Source organism: Xenophilus sp. (assembly GCF_044462705.1).
Taxonomy (GTDB): domain Bacteria; phylum Pseudomonadota; class Gammaproteobacteria; order Burkholderiales; family Burkholderiaceae_C; genus Xenophilus; species Xenophilus azovorans.
On the sequence record NZ_JBIQNC010000084.1, the window covers coordinates 1 to 19621 of the forward strand.

The following is a 19621-nucleotide window of genomic DNA, read 5'->3' on the forward strand; positions in this document are numbered from 1 at the left end:
TCGGTGGCGGCGTTCCCCTCGATCTGCATGACGACGGCATGCGTCGCCACGTCGGCAAAGGCGCTGCGTCGGGAGGTATGGGACTGGATGCCGACGCCGTCGTCCTCGCGGGTGATGCGATGCCTCCGGTCTTCGTCGAAGGGCCCGCCGCCCAGGCACTTGTCGACGCGCAGCAGCCTCCCTCCGTGGATGCCGATGTGCTGCTGCCAGTCGGTGACGCGGTCGAGCCCGAGTTCGCCCCACGGTCCCCAGCCCCATTCGTAGCGCACCAGCACGGCTTCTCCGTCATCGAACGCGGCGGCGTCGGACGGCTTGCGCGGCCAGAAGCGCTCGACGACCTCGCCGTCGACCACCAGTTCGACCAGGTCGATCTCGTCGGCCGCCTCGATGTCCGCCTGGAACCGGTATTCCTCCTTCCCGGGAACCGTCGATCCCATGGGTGCGCCGTCGAGCGTGCAATCCAGCCGGATGCGGTCGCCGGTGAGGGCATAGGTGCGCCGCGCGCGCAGCGCGTCCATCACATCGTCGCGCGACAGCGCCGGCGCGTGCACGGCCAGAAGCCCTTCGCCCCAGGCACCCGGAAAGCCGGCATGGTCGTCGGTGGACGCGACGAATCCGAATCGCAGGCCCGCGTCCAGCGCGGCGCGCACGGTGTTCTGGGTCTGCCGCCCCCCCGGCGATCCGCGCACCATCGGATGAGGCCCGCGATCGTGTTCGGACAGGCCGTGGAACGAGAAGATCTCGACCACCGGCGTGCAGGCGGGATGGAAGACATCCCAGTTGACGCCGCGGCGGCCGCGGGGGTACCCCAGGTGGTGGGGGATCATGAGCGCGCCTTCCGAGAGGCAGAACTCGCGCAGCGCCTGCAGGCTCGAGGTGTACTTGATGGGGCGATGGTCTCCGGGAAAGATCACGCACTGGTCGCCGTACATGTTCGAGTGCCACTCGAAGCCGAGGAAGGATGCGAAGCGGCCGGGCTCGTTGGCCTGGGCGATGCGTTCCTGCACGCGGGGCCAGGTTTCCTTCAGCCGCCGGAACCCGTCGATGAAGTGCCGCTCGCGGCCGTTCTCGAGCGCGGTGAGGTCGTGCCAGCTCGAATGGCCCGTGAAAGCGAAGAAGTCCAGGTGCTCGCGGGCGATCTCGATGCTGCGTTCGATGCTGCCTTTGCCGTAGCCGTGCGCATTGTGGTTGTGGATGTCGCCGAAATAGATCATGGCCTGTGTCTCAGTCGTTCTTCGCGCCGGAGTACCGGACGGCGCGTCCCCAGAAGTCCTGCTGGACCTTCATGCCCGCACTGACCGCGGTGCCGCTGCGGAACCCGGCCCACAGGCCGAGCCTGTGCATCCGGTCGCGAAAGTCCGGCCGCCCGACGGCCTTCTCCACTTCGGACGCGATCAGCCCGCGCACGGGACCGGGCAATGCCGCGGGCGCCACGAGACTCAGGCTGTTCGCGCCGACGATGTCGGGGAAGCCGAGCTCTCCCAGCGTGGGAACGTCGCGCAGAAAGTCGGACCGCTGCTCGCCGCTCTGCGCCAGCGGAACGACGCGGCCGGCCTGGATGAGGGGCAGCAGCGGTCCGATCGCGTCCACGCCGAGTTCGACCTCGCCGCCCGCCACCGCATTCATGGCCTGGGGTGTGCCGCGGTAGGGCACATGCACGACGAACAGCTTGTCGCGCGCCTTGAACATCTCGAACGAGAGGTGCGCGGTGGTGCCCGGTCCCGGCGACGCGTAGGAGAGCTTCCCCGGCTCCCTGCGCATGGCATCGATGGCCTGCCGCAGGTTCGTGATGCCGGAGGCGCGGCTGGCATAGATCAGGCTCTGCCCCTGCGCGAATTCCCCCAGCGGCACCAGATCGGCATCGGCGCTGTAGGGCAGCCTGGGATAGAGGAAGGAAGCGATGACGAGGTTGGACGTGGTGCCCAGGCCGAGCGTGTAGCCATCGGGTGCGGAACGCGCCACCTCGGCCAGGGCGATGGTCCCGGCGGCGCCGGCCTTGTTGTCGACGACGAGCGTCTGCAGCGCGCCCTGCGACAGCGACTGCACCAGGGCCCGGGTCGCCACGTCGAGCGCGCCGCCCGCGGGAAAGCCGACGACGATGCGGATGGGCTTCGCCGGATAGTCCTCCTGCGCGGCGGCCAGGGCGCCCCAGGGAAGTGCGGCGGCGCCTGCGAGGAGGACGTCTCTTCGGGACATGCGTTTCATGCGTGGACTCGCTCGGGTTGTGATGTCCGGATATGGTGTGACCGGCGCATGAATAAGTAAAATTAAAAGTAGGAATCCACGAATGAGTTCTGCTTATGCCAACCCTGCGACAGCTTCAAGCGCTCGAACTCATCGGCCAGACCGCCAGCTTCACCCGCACCGCCGAGCGGATGTTCGTCACCCAGTCGGCGATCAGCATCCTGGTGCGGGAGCTCGAAGCTGAACTCGGGACCAGGCTGGTGGTGCGCGGCCGCGCTGTGCGCTTGACCGAGGCGGGCGAGCACCTTCAGCGTGCCGGCCAGCGGGCGCAGCGGGAAGTGGCCCGTGCGGTCGAGGAGGTGAGGGCGGGCAGGCATGCGGCCCCGCCCGTCATCCGCGTGGGCGCGGGGTCGCTTTCTGCGGCGACCTTCATTCCCGGCGCGCTGCGGCGGCTGCGCGAAGAGGCGTCGCTCGTGCGCATCGAACTCATCGACCGGCCCGTGACGCTCCTCACCGATCTCCTGGCCTCGGGCGAGGCCGACGTCGTGATCGGATCGACGGATGCGTCGCCGAAGCTGTCGGGGGAGTTCAAGTCCGAGCTCCTGCTCAGCGACACGCTGTGCGCGGTGTGTTCGGCCGAGCATCCGCTCGCGGGCAGGATGCGGGCGTCTGCCAGAGGGATCCGCTGGAAGGCGCTGGAGGGAACGGACCTCATCCTCGTCGGGCGCAACGGCGGGCAGTGGCGCTCGCTGCTGCTGGAGCAATGCGCGCGCGACCACCAGTTGAGCGTCGGCCACGAGGTGCAGCTGTACTCGACCGCGCTCTCGCTCGTCAGGGAAGGCATGGGCGCTGCCGTGCTGCCGCGCTACGCGTGCGAATACCTCGATCGCTCCGTCTACACGGTCAGCCCCCTGGTGTCACCGGGCACGCGCTGGTCGATCTACTGGGTCGTGCGCAAGCGGTCGGCGGTCGACCCGGCGGCGCTGTCGCAATGGAGGCGGGCCGTCGATCTGGCCATCCGGTGAGCCTTGCTCCTTCGAGGATTCAGTCCCGCTCGTAGGCGTCGGAGACGCTTCTGGCGACATCGAATGCCATGTCGCGCAGCCAGATGTGCGCGGCGTCATGGTCGTTGCGCCGGTGCCAGACCGCACGCGTCGGCACCGTGACGGACGGATAGGGCGGGCGCCGCAGCAACAGGTCCGCGCTGCGCCTGAGCGCCCTGGCGAGCGACATCGGGACGATCGACAGCATGTCGCTCTCCTGCAGGAGCGCGGGGATGGCCAGGGAATGCGGCACCGTGATGCGCAGGCGGGGCGCCTGGCCCATGTCCGCCAGCGCTTCCTGCAGTGCGTGGCGGTCGAACATCTCGGACTGGCGCGCAAGGCCGCGCTCCAGGATGAACCCGTCCACGGCGCCTTCCTCCTGGCCGCCCACCGAGATCGTCACCAGGGGGTACCTGGCGATGTCGCGCAGGCTCAGCGCCCGGCGCGCCGCGGGATGCCCCTTGCGCATCAGGATGGCTTCGCCCTGGGTCATCAGCGTGCGCGCATTCATCCGGGCAGGCACCTGGGAGAAGATGCCGATGGCGAGGTCGATGCGGCCCAGGTCGATCTGCTCGGCCAGGTCCAGCCGCGTGGACGGGCGGATCACGAGGTCCACGCCGGGCGCGGCCCGCTGCAGGTCGCGCGAGAGCGGGGCGACGATGACCGCCGTGACATGGTCGTTCGCCGCGATGACGAAGCGGCGCGTCGACTGCTCCGGAACGAAGCGCTCCACGCCCAGGGTCGCCTCGACGCGCCGGAGCGCATCCCTGAGCACGGGCGCCATCTCCATGGCCCGGCCGGTGGGGGCCATGCCCTTGCCCGTGCGCAGGAACAGGTCGTCGCCGACCAGTTCCCTGAGGCGCGCCAGCGCGTGGCTGACCGCGGACTGGCTCAGGTTCAGCCGGCGCCCGGCCAGCACCAGGTTGCGGTCTTCGTAGACGGCGTCAAAGACCTTCAGCAGGTTGAGATCCATGCGGCCGATGCTCATCGCGGGCCTCCGAATGAGTTGAATCCGGTGCATTTTGCTATTGCAAAGTCATCAGTTCCATTCAACTCTTGCGGACTCCATCATGGCGTCCGTTCCATGTTCCTCCTCCACCCATCGAGGCCCGCCATGAATCCTCTTTCCCGTCGTTCGCTGGTGCGCTTCCTTGCCGCATCGCCCATCGTCGCCCGGCTGGGACCGGCCGTGGCACAGGCCGGTGCAGCCACGGGCAGGATCCTCGTGGGCTATCCCGCGGGCGGCACGCTCGACACGACCGCACGGCAGCTCGCCGAAGCCTGGCGCAAGCAGGGGCGGCCCTACATCGTCGACAACCGGGCCGGTGCGGCCGGGCGTGTCGCGAACAGCCAGCTCAAGCGCGAGCGGCCGGACGGCAGCGCGCTGCTGTGCACGCATGCCTCGGCGCTGACGATCTATCCGCACGTCTACAGCCGGCTGATGTACGACCCCGCGACCGATCTGGTGCCCGTCTCGCCGCTGGTGGCGGCCACCTGCGCGTTCGCGGTCAGCAGCGCCGCGCCGGCATCCGTGCGGACGCTGCAGGACTACGTGGCATGGATCCGGCGGGCGCCGGAGCAAGGCACCTATGCGTCGCCCGCGGCGGGGTCGATGGCCCACTTCCTGGGCTATCAGCTCTCGGAGGCGGCCGGCCTGAAGCTGCAGCACGTCGGCTACCGCGGCTCGGCGCCGGCCATGCAGGACCTCATCGGCGGACAGATTCCCGCCTACTTCGGGTTCGTGGCCGACTTCCTGCCGTACATGCAGCAGGGCCGGATCAGGATCCTCGGCGTCGCCGGCGAGCGCCGCTCCGCCTTCATGAAGGATGTCCCCACCTTCATCGAGCAGGGATTCGCGGGTATCCGCGGAGGCGAGACCTACGGCATCTTCGCCCCGCCCGCGACGCCCGAGGCCATCGTCAGGGGCCTGTACGAGTCGATGGTCGAGGCCAGCAAGGACGCCGCGCTGCGCGCTTCCTTTGCCCAGGTGGGCCTGGAGCCCATGACACTGCCGCCGCAGGAATACGCCGGTTCGATCCTCAAGGAGCGCGACGCCTGGGGGCCGGTCGTGCGCGCATCCGGCTTCCGTTCCGAGGAGTAACCACGATGAACACCGAACCCATCAACCAGGATCGAGAAGCGCTGATCGAGCGCAGCATTGCCTTCCTCGACGAAGTGAAGGACATGACCGCCGGCACCGGCACGGAGCGCTGGCTGAACCGGGAGTACGGCCCCGATTCCGGGCTGTACCGGGCGCTCGCGCGCCTGGTGACCCAGGGCGTGCAGGACGGCTGGGCCGCGAACGTCGAACTGGACGGGCCGGTCTATCGCCGCAGCCGCATCGCGGATCCGTCGGAGCGCACGCATCACTTCAGCATCACGGCGGTCTACATGGACAGCACGGGCAACCGCCAGGGCCACCCGGATGGACGCTATCGCGGCCAGTACCACGCGCACCCGTACGGCGAGTTCAACATGGTGGTGCCCCTGGGCCCCGATGCGGCGCTCAACGGGCCCCACGGGTGGTGCCACGCCGGGTGGACGGCGCCGGCGCCCGGAAGCCACCACTATCCCGAGGCGAGGGGCGGCGCGGTGATCGCGCTGTTCTTCCTCCCGGCCGGCCGCATCGCCTACCACCCGGCGCCGCAGGAAGAGGTTGCGGAACATGGCGCCGCGTGAACTGCCGCCGGGTCGCCGGGAAGACGTCGACCATGTCCTGAAAGCCCGCAGGTCGGTGCGGGCCTATACCGGCCGGCCGCTCTCGCGGGCGCAGGTGCTCGACGTCCTGCGGGCGGCGGCTGCGGCGCCGAGCAATTCCAACACGCAACCCTGGCGCGTCCACGTGCTGACCGGCACGCCGATGAAGACGCTGGGCGGCCTGCTGGTGGAGGCGTTCCGCAAGGCGGAGCTGCCGCCGTCCAGGCACTTTCCCGATCCCCTGCCGGAAGCGCTGGGCCGCCGCCAGGCGGAGTTCGCGCAGCGCTACTACGGCGCGCTGGGCATCGGCCGCGAAGACGCCGGGGCGCGTGCGCGCCAGACGCAGCGCAACTTCGATTTCTTCGGCGCGCCGGTCGGCCTGATCTTCTCCATCGACGCGCGCCTGGGCCGCCATAGCTGGCTCGATCTGGGCCTGTTCGTGCAGAGCGTGATGATCGCGGCCAAGGCGCGCGGCATCGACACCTGCCCGCAGGTGTCCTTCGCGCGCTTCCATCCGGTCATCGCGCCGTTCCTGGGGATGTCGCCGGAGGAGGTGACGGCCTGCGGCATGGCCATGGGCTTCGGCGACGCGCATGCGCCGGTGAACCGCATGGACATGCCCCGGCAGCCGGTGGAGGCGTTCACCCGCCTGGTCGGCTTCGACGAGGCGGGCCGCGTCGAAGCCTGAGCGGGCCGCTCACGGCCGCGGCGCCTCGCGGCGTTCCGGCCGATGCACGACGATCGGCTTGCCGCCGAAGCGCTGCTTGCACAGCCAGGCCGCCAGGGCCGAATCGAGGTAGTCCGCGTGGCCGGGAAACCAGCGTGCCAGGGCGTCGACGAAGGAAGGCGCCGCATCGAAGCGGCCCTGCCGCGCCAGGTCGAGCACCTCCTGCGAGGACCGGAGCACGGCGGCATGCTCCTCCATGTGGCAGTCGCGCGGCGGGAAGGCCGTCTCGGTCATCCAGCGGTCTTCCGCCTCGAAGTGGCTGCGCAGGTGCGCATCGATCTCCGACAGCAGGGGCAGCCACTCGTCGTCGCTGCCCGCGGGCCGGCGCATCAGGAGCTGCTCGAACTCGGCATGGATCCGGTCCATCGGCGCAAAGCCCAACTCCGCCGGGCGGTCCGCGGCGGGTGGCGCATCGGGGGCGTGCCTGAGGTCGGTCATGGCCGGATTGTCGCAACCTAGAGCGGCTGGCGGCGGTTCGAGGCGGCCGCCGTGCGTCCGGCTGCTTCATAGACCACCTTGCCGCCGACGATGGTCTGCAGCGCCACGATGTCCTTGATCTGCTCGTCGGGCACGGTGAGGTAGTCGGCCGAGAGCACGACCATGTCGGCGAGCCGGCCGACGGCGATGGCGCCCTTCCTGTCCTCCTCGAAGGTCAGGTAGGGGCCGGCGTTGGTGTACAGCCGCAGGGCTTCCTCCCTGGACACCTTCTGGTCGGCGCCGTAGACGACACCGCGCGGGTCCTTGCGCGTCACCATGAGGTACATGCCGACGAAGGGGTTGAGCAGGTTGACCTCGTTGTCCGTCCCGGCGGACGTGCGCTCCATGCCCAGCACGTCGAGCAGCCGCCGCGTGGGGACGGCCCGGTTGGCGAGCAGCCGCCCCATGTAGCGTTCCACCGTCCCCGCCTTGTCCCACATGAAGGCGTTCTGGGCGTCGACGCGCACGTCCAGCGCCTTGGCCTGGTCGATCTGGTCGGGCGCGATCAGGCTGCCGTGCACCACGCTGAAGCGGCGCCCCCGGATGGACCGGTCCGCGTCGGCGGCGGCATAGGCCTTCAGCGTCAGGTCGACGGCGGCGTCGCCGACCGCGTGGGTGTGGACGCGCCAGCCGTACTGGTTGGCCAGCCGCACGACGCGCTGGTAGGTCGCCGGATCGACGGCCACCATGCCGTGGTTCTGGGGCTCGTTGGCGTAGCTGCTGCGGATGTAGGCGGACTTGAGCGTCATGCCGCCGTCCGAGACCAGCTTGATGCCGGCCAGCCGGGCCCAGTCGTTGCCTTCTCCGTCCTTGAACCGGGCGGCCTTGAGCCTGGCTTCGAATTCCTGGGCACTCCCGACAGGGAAACGCCAGAAGAGACCGGATCGAACCGTGGATTGCCCGCGCTCGGCGACCGTGAAGTAGGCCTTGATCTGGTCTTCGTTCAGTCCGGCGACCACGGTGCTCGTGATGCCCGAGCGGTTGTAGACGCGCTGCCCGGCGATGTTCTGGGCCACGCGCTGCTCGAAGGTCGGCGCGGGGATCTTGTCGGTGACCAGATCGATCGCAGTTTCCTCCAGCACGCCCGTGGCGTCCCCATTGGCATCCCGCCAGATCTTCCCGCCGACGGGGTCCTTGGTCGTCTTGGTGATCCCGGCAAGCTGCAACGCCTTGCTGTTGGCCATGGCGAAGTGGCCGACGGTCTGCACGTAGACGGGGTGGTCGGGCGCCACCGCGTCGAGCTCCTGGCGCGTCAGGTAGCGCTGCTCCTTCAGTTGCGAAGGCGGGTGCCAGCGGCTCGTCTGCACCCATTGGCCGGGCGGAACGTTCTTCGCGCGGATGAAGTCGCCGATGATCGACTGCGCCTCGGCCACCGTTCTCGCCTTGATCACCTGCGCCGTGGTTTCCACCGTGCCGGCGCCGTCCATGTGGGTGTGGGCGTCCATCAGGCCCGGTACCACGGTCCGGCCCTGCAGGTCCACGACCTTCGTGCGCGGGGTGGCGAGCTGGCGGATCGCATCGCTGCTGCCGACGGCGACGAACTCGCCGTTCCTGACGGCCACGGCCTGCGCGACGGAGAAGTCCTTGTCGGCCGTGATGATCTTGCCGTTGACGTACGCGACGTCCGGGTCGGACGCCGCGTTGTGCGCGCACCCGGCAAGGATCATCCCTGCGGTGGCGGCAAGCGCCGCAGCCAGGGTGCGGGAAGGAAGACGGCGTCCTGCGCGTGGTGACCGGTGGGTCAGGCGATGGGTGGATTGAGACATGGCCGATTGGCTCCTTTGTGTGGTGGTTGTCCTGCCCTGAGGCGGCCCGCCCGGGCCGATGCTTGGTTGTGATCCGTTCTTCGCTGCCGGCGCTACGCGCAGCCCTGCACCCAGCGGGCATAGAGCCGCGCCAGCACCGACCGCATCCGCGACGTGCGTGCCTCCAGGTCGTTCAGCAGATCGCCGGGATCGCTGACGGCCGGGTTGCCCTGGGCGTGCTGGCGCACGAGCTGGTGGCCGTTGCGCGCCATCGAGACCTCGACCAGGGCCGGTGTCATCTCCAGATGGGACTGCAGCAGCAGGTGGCGGTCGTGCAGCACGTAGGCCTGGCTCTCGCAATGCCGGCTTCGCGCGATGCGCACCGCTTCGGCCGGGGGCTGGAAGGCATCGGCGTGCCACTGGAAGGTCTGTACCTCGGTACCCGCGAATTCGCCCCACCAGTCCCGCGCCACGGGGTGGTCTTCCGTCTGCAGCGGCTGCCAGCCGATCTCGGGAAGGGGGTGGCGCGCGACGCTGCCGCCCAGGGCCTGCGCGAGCATCTGGCTGCCGAGGCAGTGGCCCGCCAGCGGCAGGCCGCAGGCCGCGGCATCACGGATCAGCGCCAGCTCCTGCGCGATCCAGGGCAGGTCGTCATGGACGCCCATGTAGCCGCCCATGAACACCAGGCCGGAGAACGCCGACGCGTCCTCGGGCACGGGCTCCCCGTCGACGATCCGGATGCACCGCACCTCGCGGCCCAGCGCCTGCAGGATGGGGACCACGCTGCCGGGCGCCCCGACCTCCGTGTGCTGGAAAACTGCAATCGGCTTCATGGCTTCCTCAGGACGGCATGCCCACGCCCAGCAGGCGATCGAGCAGGGCGGCATCGGCGGCCAGCGCCGCGCTGGGGCCGGCGTGCACGACGGTGCCGCGCTCCAGCACGATCGCCTGGTGGGTCATCTCCAGCGCCAGCACCGGGTGCTGCTCGACGACGATGGAGGGCAACCCCTCGCTCTCGCACAGGCGGCGGATCGAGCGGGCCAGCTCCTCGACGACGATCGGCGCCAGGCCTTCCATCGGCTCGTCCAGCAGCAGCAGCACGGGGTTGGTCATCAGCGCGCGGCCGATGGCCAGCATCTGCTGCTCGCCGCCGGAGAGCTGGTTGCCGTAGTTGGCGCGGCGCTCGCGCAGGCGCGGGAAGAAGCCGTAGACCCGGTCGAGGGTCCACGGCCCCGGCCGCGCCACGACGCTCAGGTTCTCCTCCACCGTGAGGGAGGGAAACACCTCGCGCTCCTGCGGCACCCAGCCCAGCCCCGCGCGCACGCGCCGGTGCGCGGGCCAGCGGGTGATGTCCTGCCCGCGCCAGCGGATCGCGCCGCTCATCACGCGGGTGTTGCCCATCAGCGTTTCCAGCACCGTGGTCTTGCCGACGCCGTTGCGCCCGAGGATGGCCAGGCTCTGCCCCTGCGCGAGCGAGAAGCCCAGGCGGTCCAGCACCACCGCGTTGCCGTAGCCGGCGACGATCCGGTCGAGCACGAGCAGCTCAGCCATGCGCCGCTCCCGCGTGCGTCGCCACGTGGCTGCTGCCGAGATAGACCTCGCGCACGCGCGGGTCGCTGCCGATCTCGGCCGGCGTGCCTTCCGTCAGGATGCGGCCGGACACCAGCACCGAGATGCGGCGGGAGAAGCGGAAGACCAGGTTCATGTCGTGCTCGATGAAAAGAACGCTGATGTCGGCGGGCAGCTCGGCGATGACCTCGAAGAGCTCGCCGCTCTCGTCCTCGGGCACGCCGGCGGCGGGTTCGTCCAGCAGCAGGATGCGGGGCCGCGCGGCCAGCGCGAGCGCGATCTCCAGCAGCCGCTGCTTGCCGTAGGCCAGCTCGGCCACCGGCACGTGGGCCACCGCGTCCAGGCGCAGCCGCGCCAGCAGCGCGTGCGCCTCGTCGAACAGGCCCGTGCAGCGCCTGAGCGGCCGCCACCAGGTGGCGCCCAGGCCCTCGCGCTCGCCGATGGCCAGCACCACCGACAGCAGCGGCGTCAGGCTCGGGAAGAGCGTGTTGATCTGGAAGGTGCGCACCAGGCCCATGCGCGCGCGCTGGTCGCAGCTCAGCGCCGTGATGTCCTGGTCGCCCATGCGCACCATGCCGCTGCTGGGGCGGTACACGCCCGTGAGCAGGTTGATCAGGGTGGTCTTGCCCGCGCCGTTCGGCCCGATCAGCGCCTGGCGCGCACCGGGTTCGAGCGTGAGATCCACGTCGGCCACCGCGTCGAAGGCGCCGAAGCGGATGCCCAGCCCCCGGGTCTGCAGCGCGCTCATCGGCCGGACTCCTGCACGCGCACGCGCCGCGACAGCACGCCCATGATGCCGCCGCGGCCCAGCATCACCGCCGCGATGAGGAAGATGCCCAGCCAGAACATCCAGTACTGCGGGTTCATGTCGGCGAACCAGTCGTGCACCAGCATGTAGACGATGGCGCCGACCATGCCGCCGTACAGGCGGCCCGTGCCGCCGAGCACCAGGATGATCAGCACTTCGGCCGAGCGGTTGAAGCCGATCGACTCGATGCCGACGAACTGCGTGGTCTGGGCCAGCAGCGCGCCGGCCACGCCAGCCACCGCGGCCGAGAAGGCATAGGCCATGCGCAGGCGCGCGTCCACCGGCGAGCCGACGGCCAGCATGCGCTTGCGGCTGTCGTGGATGCCGCGCAGCGCCAGGCCGAAGGGCGAGCGCAGCACCAGCCGCACCAGCAGGAACATCGCCAGCACCACGACGAAGGCGTAGCCGAAGGCGGTCCTGCCGAACAGGTCGAACTCGAACAGACCCAGCACCGGCCACACCTGCATGCCTTGCAGGCCGTCGGTGCCGCCGGTGACGCCCGACAGGCGGTTGACCAGCTCGGCCAGCAGCACGCACACGCCGATGGTGATCATCAGCCGGGCCAGGTCGCTGCCGCGCACCACCAGGTAGCTCAGCGCGTAGCCCAGCGCGGCGCACAGCAGCAGGGCGGCCAGCAGGCCGCTGAAGGGCTCGCCCCAGCCGTGCCGGGCCAGCAAGCCGGCGGTGTACGCGCCGGCGCCGAAGAAGGCGGCGTGGCCCACGGTCAGGATGCCCGCGTAGCCCAGCGCCATGTCCAGCGAGACGGCGAACAGCCCGAAAATCAGCACCTGGCTCATCAGCGTGAGGTGGTCGGGCAGCAGGAAGAAGCTGCCGGCCAGCGCGGTCCAGAACAGGACTTCGGCAACGCGCAGCCGTTGCGGCGAGAGCAGCAGGGTCTTGGTCATGAGAGTCCCTTCCGGGGCACGATGCCGTGGGGCCGCAGCAGCAGCATGGCGATCATGAAGACGTAGATGAGGAAGGCGCCGGCCTCGGGCAGGTAGTACTTGCCGGCCACGTCGACGATGCCCACCAGCAGCGCCGCGACGAACGGGCCGGTGATGGTGCCGGCGCCGCCCACGCACACCACGATCAGGAAGTACACCAGGTACTTCAGCGGAAAGCTCGGCTCCAGGCCCAGCATGCCCAGGCTCAGCGCGCCGCCCAGCCCCGCCAGGCCGCAGCCCAGCGTGAAGGTCAGGAAGAACAGGCGCTGCACGTGGATGCCCGTGCCGCCGGCCACGCGCTGGTTGTCCACGGCGGCGCGCACCATCGCGCCGTAGCGGGTCTTGCCCAGCGCGAGCAGCAGGGCGGCGAGCACCAGCGCGCCGGCCACGATCATGAACAGGCGGTAGCGGCCGACCTGCAGCCCGGCCAGCGAGACCTGGCCCTGCAGCACCGCGGGCAGGGTGAAGGGCTGCATGCTCGGCCCGAAGGCCCAGGTGAAGGCCGCGATGGAGACGAACACGATGCCGATGGACAGCAGCACCTGGTCCAGCGGGTGCGCGCGGTACAGCCGCCGGTAGAACAGGAACTCCAGCACCGCGCCGACCAGCGCCGCCGCCACGAAGGCCGCTGCCAGCGCGGGAAAGAAGCCCAGGCCGGCGCGGCTCATGAGCACGCTGGCGGCGTACCCGCCGACCATCGCGAACGTGCCGTGCGCGAGGTTGACGAAGTTCATGAGGCCCATCGTGATGGACAGGCCGACGCCGATGAGGAACAGGAGCATGCCGTAGGCCACCCCGTCGAAGATCACGATACCCATGGGATTCCCGATGCGAAGCGCACGGCGTTCAGGGCGAACGCCGCGTGCCGAGGGCCGCGCCCCAGCGGGCGCGAAAGGGGTGGCTTACTTGGCTTCCTTGGCCGGGTCCTTGACGCGGTCGAACTTGTCGAACTCCACGTTGACGAGCTGGCCGTCCCGGTTTTTCTCGACCTTGCGGATGTAGACCGTCTGCACGATGTCGCGCGTGGCGGCATCGATCTCGATCGGGCCGCGCGGGCTCTCGAACGCCATGCCCTTGAGCGCCGCCATGAGCTTGTCGCCGCTCGCGTCGCCCTGCGTCCTGGCCAGCGCCTGGTCGATCGCCGCCATGGCGTCGTAGGCGGTCACCGCGAAGTAGTTCGGGCGGATGGACTTGCCGTACTGCGCCTCGAAGTCCTTCACGAACTTCTGGTTCTTGGCGCTGGGATGTGCGTAGGAGTAGTGGTGGCTGGTGACCAGGCCGAGCGCGACGTCGCCGGTCGCTTCCAGGAAGCTGTCGTCCGTGGCCTCGCCGGTGGCGAACAGCTTGATCCCGGCCTCTTCCATGCCGCGCTCCTTCCAGACCTTGAGGAAGGCCGGGGGCATCACGCCGGAGGGGAAGAAGAAGAACACCGCCTGCGGCTTGCTGTCCTTGATGCGCTGGACGTAGGCGGAGAAGTCGGGGTTGTTCATCGGCGTGCGCACCTCGCCGACCACCTTGCCGCCGCCTTCGGCGAAGGCCTTCTTGAAGGCCGATTCCGCGTCCTGGCCCGAGGCGTAGTCCGCCACGACGGTGTAGGCCTCCTTGATGCCCTGCCTGAGCATCCAGCGCGCCATCGGGTCGGTCACCTGCTGCACCGTGAAAGACAGGCGCGCGATGTAGGGCGAGCTGGTGGTGATCGCCGAGGAGGCCGCGTTCATCACGATCGTGGGCACCTTGGCCTGCGTGGCGACGGCGCCGACGGCGTAGGCGTTCGGGCTGAAGTCCAGGCCGGTCAGGATCTGCACCTTGTCGCGCACGATCAACTCCTGCGCCATGCGCTTGGACGCGTCGGGCGCGGGGCCGCCGGTGTCCTTCTTCACGATCTCCACGCTGCGGCCGGCGATCTTGCCGCCGTGCTCCTTGAGGTACAGCGCCACGCCCGCGTCGAACTGGCGGCCATAGTCGGCGTAGGGGCCGGAGTAGGTGGCGATCAGGCCGATCTTCAGCGCGTCCTGGGCCTGCGCGGCCGTGGCGATGCAGGCCAGCGCGGCGGCGGCTGCAGAGGCCAGGAGGGTGCGTTTGGTCATCTTCATCATGGTGCTCCGTGGGGAAGGGTCAGCCCGCAGGCCGGGGGATGGAATACGGCTTGAGGTCGGCGGCCGGATCGGCCAGCGCCTCGGGGGGGATGTGTGCGCGCTGCGCGATCAATTTGCGTGCCAGCATGTGCTCGGCCGGCCGGTTGACCGAGTGCGCGGCGGCCACGGCGCCGTCGCGCAGGTAGAACAGCGTGAAGCGGTCCGAGTCCATGTCGCCGCGCAGCACGACGGCGTCGTCCGCCGCGGGCAGGCCGGCCATCTGGAACTTCAGGTCGTGCTGCTCGCTCCAGAACCACGGCACGGCGCCGAGCGGCTGCGGCCTGCCGACCAGCACCGAGGCCGCTGCGCGCGCACCGTCGTTGGCCGCCTGGATGGACTCGAGCCGCATGCGCGCGGGGCAGCCCGGAAACGGCGGCTGCGCCATGTTGGCGACGTCGCCCGCGGCCAGCACGTTCGGCGCGCCGGTGCGGCCCAGCGCATCGACCAGGATGCCGCCGGCGCATTCGATGCCGGCCTCCCGGGCCAGCTCCACGTTCGGCAGCACGCCGATGCCGAGCACGACCAGGTCGCAGTCGAGCCGGCGGCCATCGTCCAGCAGCACCGCCTCGACCCGGCCCTGGCTGCCCAGCAGCGAATGCACGCCGCGGCCCAGCTCCAGCGCAATGCCGCGCCGACGGTGTGCCGCGGCCACGTAGTCGGACATGGACGCCGGGAAGCTGCGCGCGAGCAGGCGCGCCTGGCTCTCGACCACCGTGACCTGGGCGCCGGCGGTGGTCAGCGCGGCCGCGACCTCCAGGCCGATGAAGCCGCCGCCGATCACGCAGGCGCGCGTGCAGCGGCCCAGCGCCTGCTGCACGGCCAGCGCGTCGTCCAGCGTGCGCAACTGGTGCACGCCCTGCAGGTCGGCGCCGGGCACCGGCAGGGGGCGGCAGCGTGCGCCCGTGGCCAGGACGAGCCAGCCGTAGCCGAGCTGGCTGCCGTCAGCCAGCCGCACGCGCTGCGCCGCCAGGTCGAGCGCCGTGGCGCGCACGCCCAGGCGCAGGTCGATGCCCTGCCCGGCATAGAAGTCCGGGCCGCGCAGCGCGAGCTGGTCCACGCCGGTCTTGCCGGCGAGCAGTCCCTTGGACAGCGGCGGACGCTGGTAGGGGGCGTGCGGCTCGTCGCCGAGCAGCACGATGGACGCGTCGAAGCCCAGCTCGCGCGCGGCGGCCGCGAGCTGCACGCCGGCGTAGGAAGCGCCGACGATGACCAGGGGCGCGGACGAGGAGGCCATCAGACCTGGGTCTCGGGCACGCGCACGGTCAGCCCGTCGAGCTCGGGCGTGACGGTGAGCTGGCAGCTCAGCCGGCTGCCGGGCAGGCGCTCGGAGGCCACGCCGTCCAGCAGCTCGTCCTCCATGTCGTCGGGCGGCGGCAGGCGGTCGATGAAGTCGTCCGCGACGTAGACGTGGCAGGTCGCGCAGGAGCAGCTGCCCCCGCATTCGGCGTCGATGCCGCGCACGTTGTGGTGGATGGCGGTCTCCATCACGCTGGCGCCTGTCCTGGCGTCGATGCTGCGCGCGCTGCCATCCTTGAGGATGTAGGTGATCGTGGGCATGCGGTCGTTCAGAACATGTCGAAGTACTCGCGGTGTTCCCACTCGCTGACTTCGAGGTTGAAGCGCGCGATCTCGGCTTCCTTGATGTGGCAGTAGTAGTCGACGAAGCGCTGGCCGAGCTGCTCGCACAACAGGCCGTCGGCGCGCAGGGCGGCCAGCGCATCGGAGAGCGAGCGCGGCAGCTGCTCCGCCGCGGTCTCGTAGGGCACGTCGGCCGAGGGGCCGGGGTCGAGCCGGCGGCGCATGCCGTCCAGGCCCGAGAAGATCTGCGAGGCCAGGTACAGGTAGGGGTTGGCCGTGGGCTCGCCCACGCGGTTCTCGATGCGCGTCGCGTTCTGGCCGACGCCGCCCAGCACGCGCAGCATGGCGCCGCGGTTGTCGCGCGCCCAGATGGCGCGGTCCGGCGCCAGCGAGAAGGGGCGGTAGCGCCGGTAGCCGTTGATCGTCGGGCTGGCCAGCGCCGCGGCGCCGCGGGCGTGGGCCTGCAGGCCGGCCAGGTAGTGCAGGCCGGTCTCGCTCAGCGCATCGCCCTCGCGCGCCGGGATGAAGGCGTTGCGGCCGTCCGCCTTGCGCCGCAGCGACTGGTGCAGGTGCCAGCCGCTGGACATCACGCTGGGGATCTTCGGCCGGCACATGAAGGTGGCGTGGTAGCCGTGGCGCTGGCAGATCTGCTTGACGGCGCTGCGCAGCAGCACCATGGTGTCGGCCGGCACGAGTCCGGACGTGGGGCCGAAGACCAGCTCGAACTGGCTGGGGCCGAACTCGATCTCCAGCGACAGCAGGGGCAGCTCGAGCGCGGCCAGGTGCGAGCGCAGCAGCTCCATCAGCGGCTCGACGCGGTCGTAGCGCAGCTCGGTCAGGTACTGGTGCCCCTGGGTGAGCAGCGACACGCGCGGCGGCTCGCCGGGCTGCCCGGCGTCCGACAGCGCCAGGCTGGGGTCGTCCAGCCGGAACACGTGGAACTCGACCTCCAGGCCCGCCACGAACTCCAGCCCCAGCGCGTCGAGTTCACCCACGGCGCGCTGCATGATCTGCCGCGTCCCGAACGGGCAGGGGCTGCCGTCCGCCAGGTAGGCGTCGCACAGGATCCAGCCGGTGCGGGGCGTCCAGGGCAGCGCGCGGAAGGTCGCCGGGTCGGCCACGACGGTGAAGTCCGCGCCGCCCTGCATGCCGGGGCTGTCGAAGCCGCCGCCGGCCGAGAACACGGGGAACACGGAGCGGTGCGAGGTGTCCTTGGCCAGCAGGGTGGAGGTGAGGTTGACGCCGTCGCGCAGCGCGGCGCGCGCGGCCGAGGCCACCAGGGTCTTGCCGCGCAGCACGCCGTGCTGGTCGGGCCAGGCGAAGCGGACCACGTCCACCTCGCCGGCCTGGAGCCGTTCGGCGACGGCGTCGGCCTGCCGGTGCTGTTCGTCCGACCAGAGGCCGAAGCGTTCGACGAAGCTTTGCATGATGGGCGGGCTCAGGCGGCCAGGCGTGCCGAGGCCCAGTCGGAGGCGCGCCGGCGGGCCAGGTCCGCCTCGCGGCAGTAGTCGTCGGCCTGGGTGGCGGCGGCCACGCCGTCGATGGACGGCGGCCCGGTGAGGGCGCCGGCCTGCGAGGCGTCGATGACCATGGGCGCCGTGTCGCCGGCCAGGGTGCTGTCGATGGCCTCCTGCAGCATGCGCCGGTAGGCGACGATGCCCTTGTCGGTGGTGCCCAGGTGCTCGCGCGTGCGGTCCTGGATCGGGCCCATCGACTCGCAGGCCCACTGGTCGTGCACGTTGATGTCCATGCCCATGCCGGTGTAGGTCTGGCTCAGCTGCTCCTCGACGCTGTAGCCGTAGCGGTTGCGCTTGTTCTTGCGCGAGGTGTAGTCGGGCAGCTCGATCGTGGCCAGGCGCTGCTCGCGCATCTGCTGCTTGTCCACCGGACCGGTGAAGCTGGTGAAGATGGCATACCAGTAGCAGTGCGTGTCGTCCACCGGCACGTGCCACTGCGAGATCGTCATCTCCGAGCTCATCGGGATGACGAAGGCCTGCGGGAAGACGAGGTTGGTCACGCGCACGTGCGTCTGTTCCTCCGAGAGCTTGCGCAGCGTCGTCAACTGCATGCCGTAGGGTGCGGGCGCGACGCGGATCTCCGGGCAGTCGTACTCGCGCAGCACCTGCGTGATCGCCATCTTCGAGTCGGCCGAGGCGCCGCGGAACTGCTTGCCGTAGCTTTCGGAAGTGTCCTCGTCCTCGAAGAAGCGGTGCAGGAAGGAGGCGTGCGCCGGGTCGATGCCCACTTCGAGCGCCTGCAGCCAGTTGCACTCCCACAGGCCCTTGAAGGCGAAGGTGTGGCTGTCGGGCGCGACGAAGCAGTCGAATTCAGGGAAGGCCGGCGGCTCGCCCTCGCCGACGTAGGCGAAGACGACGCCGCTCTTCTCGACGACCGGGTACGCGCCCTGCCGGATGCGCGTGCACAGCTTGCTGCCGGCCGGCTCGGCAGGCGTTTCCAGGCACTGGCCGGTGGCGTCGAACAGCCAGCCGTGGAAGGCGCAGCGCAGGCCGCCGCTTTCCAGCCGGCCGTAGGCCAGGTCGGCGCCGCGGTGGGGGCAGTCGCGGTCCAGCAGGCCGAGGCGGCCGGCCTCGTCGCGGAACAGCACGAAGTCCTGGCCCATCAGCTTGACGGGCTTGAGCGGGCGCGGTCCCTGGAGTTCCTCGGCCAGCGCCACCGGCTGCCAATAGCGCCGCAGCAGCCTGCCGGCGGGGGTTCCGGGTCCGACCCGGGTCATCTGGTCGTTCTTCTCGGCACTGATCATGTGGGGTGCTCCTGCAAGGCAAAATCAAGATGTGCATGCGGTTGCATGCAATGGGATTCATTGTTGAATCGAAGGTGATTCAGGTCAATGCCCTGGCGCCCGGAAAGTGCTTGATTCAAGGGTTAATACCAATCCCGTGACGCCGAAGAGGCTGAGTTTTCAGCACTCATTCGGTGCAACGAAGAAAGATCGATTCACGTCGAGGGCGACTGTATGCATGATCCGGGCCAGATGGCGGCCTGTCGCATGCAGTTTGGTGGCGCAGCTAGAATGACTGGGCCTTGATTGCATGCAATCGAACTCATGGACTCTCAACAATCACGGGTGCTGGTGCAACTGCGGGACATGATCCTCAAGGGCGAGTTCGCCCCTGGGGAGCGGCTGGCGGAGATCCCCCTCGCAGAATCCCTCGGCGCCTCGCGCACGCCCGTGCGGCTGGCGCTGGCCAGCCTGGAGCACGAGGGGCTGATCGAGCCCTCGCCGGCCGGCGGCTACCAGATGCGGCGCTTCACCTCCCGCGAAATCGCCGACGCGATCCGGGTCCGGGGGGTCGTCGAGGGCTTCGCGGCCCGGCTGCTGGCGGAAGAGGGCGCGCCGCGCCAGTTGCTGCGGGAACTGCACGAGTGCCTGGAGGCCGGCGACAAGGCGGTCTACAAGCCGCAGATGGAGCTGGACGACTACGCCGCCTACGTGGAGATGAACGACACCTTCCACCGGCTCATCCTCGAGGGCTGCGGCAATTCATCGCTGCAGCGCATGATGGATCTCCTGATCGGCCAGCCCTTCGCGTCGCCGAGCGCCATGCTGCCCATGCAGTCGTCGATGCAGGAGGGCCAGCAGTGGATGCAGCAGGCCCACCGCCAGCACCACGCCATCGTGCAGGCGATCGAGCGGGGCCAGGGCTCGCGCGCCCAGGCCCTGGGCGAGGAGCACGTGGAGATCGCGCGCATGAA

The 19621-nt window shown here is 70.0% G+C and carries 20 protein-coding genes; 5 read left to right on the plus strand and 15 right to left on the minus strand.

Annotated elements, in window-relative coordinates:
* A partial coding sequence (locus ACIY1X_RS13965) for a DUF3604 domain-containing protein (protein ID WP_399681364.1) occupies positions 1-1214 on the minus strand: 1214 nt, incomplete at its 3' end.
* 10 nt (positions 1215-1224) lie between these two features.
* On the minus strand, positions 1225-2205 hold the full coding sequence (locus ACIY1X_RS13970) for a Bug family tripartite tricarboxylate transporter substrate binding protein (RefSeq protein ID WP_399681366.1): 981 nt from the start codon (positions 2203-2205) through the stop codon (positions 1225-1227).
* Positions 2206-2300: 95 nt separating this feature from the next.
* Here ACIY1X_RS13970 and ACIY1X_RS13975 point away from each other — a divergent pair, with 95 nt between their 5' ends.
* Positions 2301-3209 (plus strand): LysR family transcriptional regulator, encoded by a 909-nt coding sequence (locus ACIY1X_RS13975; protein WP_399681369.1) that lies wholly within the window; start codon positions 2301-2303, stop codon positions 3207-3209.
* Between the two features lie 19 nt (positions 3210-3228).
* On the opposite strand, the gene ACIY1X_RS13980 is transcribed toward ACIY1X_RS13975, so the two are convergent.
* Positions 3229-4215, minus strand: coding sequence for a LysR substrate-binding domain-containing protein (locus tag ACIY1X_RS13980; RefSeq protein ID WP_399681371.1), 987 nt, complete (start codon positions 4213-4215; stop codon positions 3229-3231).
* Between the two features lie 126 nt (positions 4216-4341).
* Here ACIY1X_RS13980 and ACIY1X_RS13985 point away from each other — a divergent pair, with 126 nt between their 5' ends.
* The 3 genes from ACIY1X_RS13985 to ACIY1X_RS13995 are packed head-to-tail and all read left to right on the plus strand — an operon-like array spanning position 4342 to position 6612.
* Positions 4342-5328, plus strand: a complete 987-nt coding sequence (locus ACIY1X_RS13985; protein ID WP_399681374.1) for a tripartite tricarboxylate transporter substrate-binding protein — start codon at positions 4342-4344, stop codon at positions 5326-5328.
* A 5-nt stretch (positions 5329-5333) separates the two neighbouring features.
* Positions 5334-5906: a DUF4863 family protein gene (locus tag ACIY1X_RS13990; RefSeq protein ID WP_399681377.1), complete on the plus strand. Its 573-nt coding sequence runs from the start codon at positions 5334-5336 to the stop codon at positions 5904-5906.
* Complete coding sequence (locus ACIY1X_RS13995; protein ID WP_399681380.1) at positions 5893-6612, plus strand: nitroreductase; 720 nt, start codon at positions 5893-5895, stop codon at positions 6610-6612. The genes ACIY1X_RS13990 and ACIY1X_RS13995 overlap by 14 nt, the downstream gene beginning before the upstream one ends.
* Positions 6613-6621: 9 nt before the next feature.
* Here ACIY1X_RS13995 and ACIY1X_RS14000 read toward each other — a convergent pair whose 3' ends face one another.
* The 12 genes from ACIY1X_RS14000 to ACIY1X_RS14055 all read right to left on the minus strand — a co-directional run bounded on the left by ACIY1X_RS14000 (position 6622) and on the right by ACIY1X_RS14055 (position 18668).
* Positions 6622-6981 (minus strand): bacteriohemerythrin, encoded by a 360-nt coding sequence (locus ACIY1X_RS14000; RefSeq protein WP_399681407.1) that lies wholly within the window; start codon positions 6979-6981, stop codon positions 6622-6624.
* Between the two features lie 125 nt (positions 6982-7106).
* The gene (locus ACIY1X_RS14005) at positions 7107-8795 is read right to left on the minus strand and encodes an amidohydrolase (RefSeq protein WP_038211999.1); all 1689 of its coding nucleotides are present in this window, start codon (positions 8793-8795) and stop codon (positions 7107-7109) included.
* Between the two features lie 191 nt (positions 8796-8986).
* Positions 8987-9706, minus strand: a complete 720-nt coding sequence (locus ACIY1X_RS14010) for a type 1 glutamine amidotransferase (RefSeq protein WP_399681383.1) — start codon at positions 9704-9706, stop codon at positions 8987-8989.
* Between the two features lie 7 nt (positions 9707-9713).
* Positions 9714-10424, minus strand: coding sequence for an ABC transporter ATP-binding protein (locus ACIY1X_RS14015; RefSeq protein WP_038212003.1), 711 nt, complete (start codon positions 10422-10424; stop codon positions 9714-9716).
* Entirely contained in the window at positions 10417-11190 is a 774-nt protein-coding gene (locus ACIY1X_RS14020; RefSeq protein WP_038212012.1) for an ABC transporter ATP-binding protein, read from the minus strand. The genes ACIY1X_RS14015 and ACIY1X_RS14020 overlap by 8 nt, the downstream gene beginning before the upstream one ends.
* Positions 11187-12155, minus strand: coding sequence for a branched-chain amino acid ABC transporter permease (locus ACIY1X_RS14025; protein ID WP_399681387.1), 969 nt, complete (start codon positions 12153-12155; stop codon positions 11187-11189). The genes ACIY1X_RS14020 and ACIY1X_RS14025 overlap by 4 nt, the downstream gene beginning before the upstream one ends.
* Positions 12152-13012, minus strand: a complete 861-nt coding sequence (locus ACIY1X_RS14030; protein ID WP_399681390.1) for a branched-chain amino acid ABC transporter permease — start codon at positions 13010-13012, stop codon at positions 12152-12154. Before ACIY1X_RS14030 ends, ACIY1X_RS14025 begins: the two co-directional genes overlap by 4 nt.
* Positions 13013-13096: 84 nt before the next feature.
* Positions 13097-14287 (minus strand): ABC transporter substrate-binding protein, encoded by a 1191-nt coding sequence (locus tag ACIY1X_RS14035; protein ID WP_399681393.1) that lies wholly within the window; start codon positions 14285-14287, stop codon positions 13097-13099.
* 22 nt (positions 14288-14309) lie between these two features.
* A complete protein-coding gene (locus ACIY1X_RS14040; protein ID WP_399681395.1) occupies positions 14310-15563 on the minus strand; it encodes an NAD(P)/FAD-dependent oxidoreductase in 1254 nt (417 codons plus the stop codon).
* Positions 15563-15886, minus strand: a complete 324-nt coding sequence (locus tag ACIY1X_RS14045; protein ID WP_038212030.1) for a 2Fe-2S iron-sulfur cluster-binding protein — start codon at positions 15884-15886, stop codon at positions 15563-15565. The genes ACIY1X_RS14040 and ACIY1X_RS14045 overlap by 1 nt, the downstream gene beginning before the upstream one ends.
* Positions 15887-15894: 8 nt before the next feature.
* Positions 15895-17334 (minus strand): glutamine synthetase family protein, encoded by a 1440-nt coding sequence (locus ACIY1X_RS14050; RefSeq protein ID WP_399681399.1) that lies wholly within the window; start codon positions 17332-17334, stop codon positions 15895-15897.
* An 11-nt stretch (positions 17335-17345) separates the two neighbouring features.
* Positions 17346-18668, minus strand: a complete 1323-nt coding sequence (locus ACIY1X_RS14055) for a Rieske 2Fe-2S domain-containing protein (protein ID WP_399681402.1) — start codon at positions 18666-18668, stop codon at positions 17346-17348.
* A gap of 303 nt (positions 18669-18971) precedes the next feature.
* Here ACIY1X_RS14055 and ACIY1X_RS14060 point away from each other — a divergent pair.
* Positions 18972-19621 (plus strand): GntR family transcriptional regulator (locus ACIY1X_RS14060; RefSeq protein ID WP_399681404.1); only part of this gene is annotated, 650 nt, incomplete at its 3' end.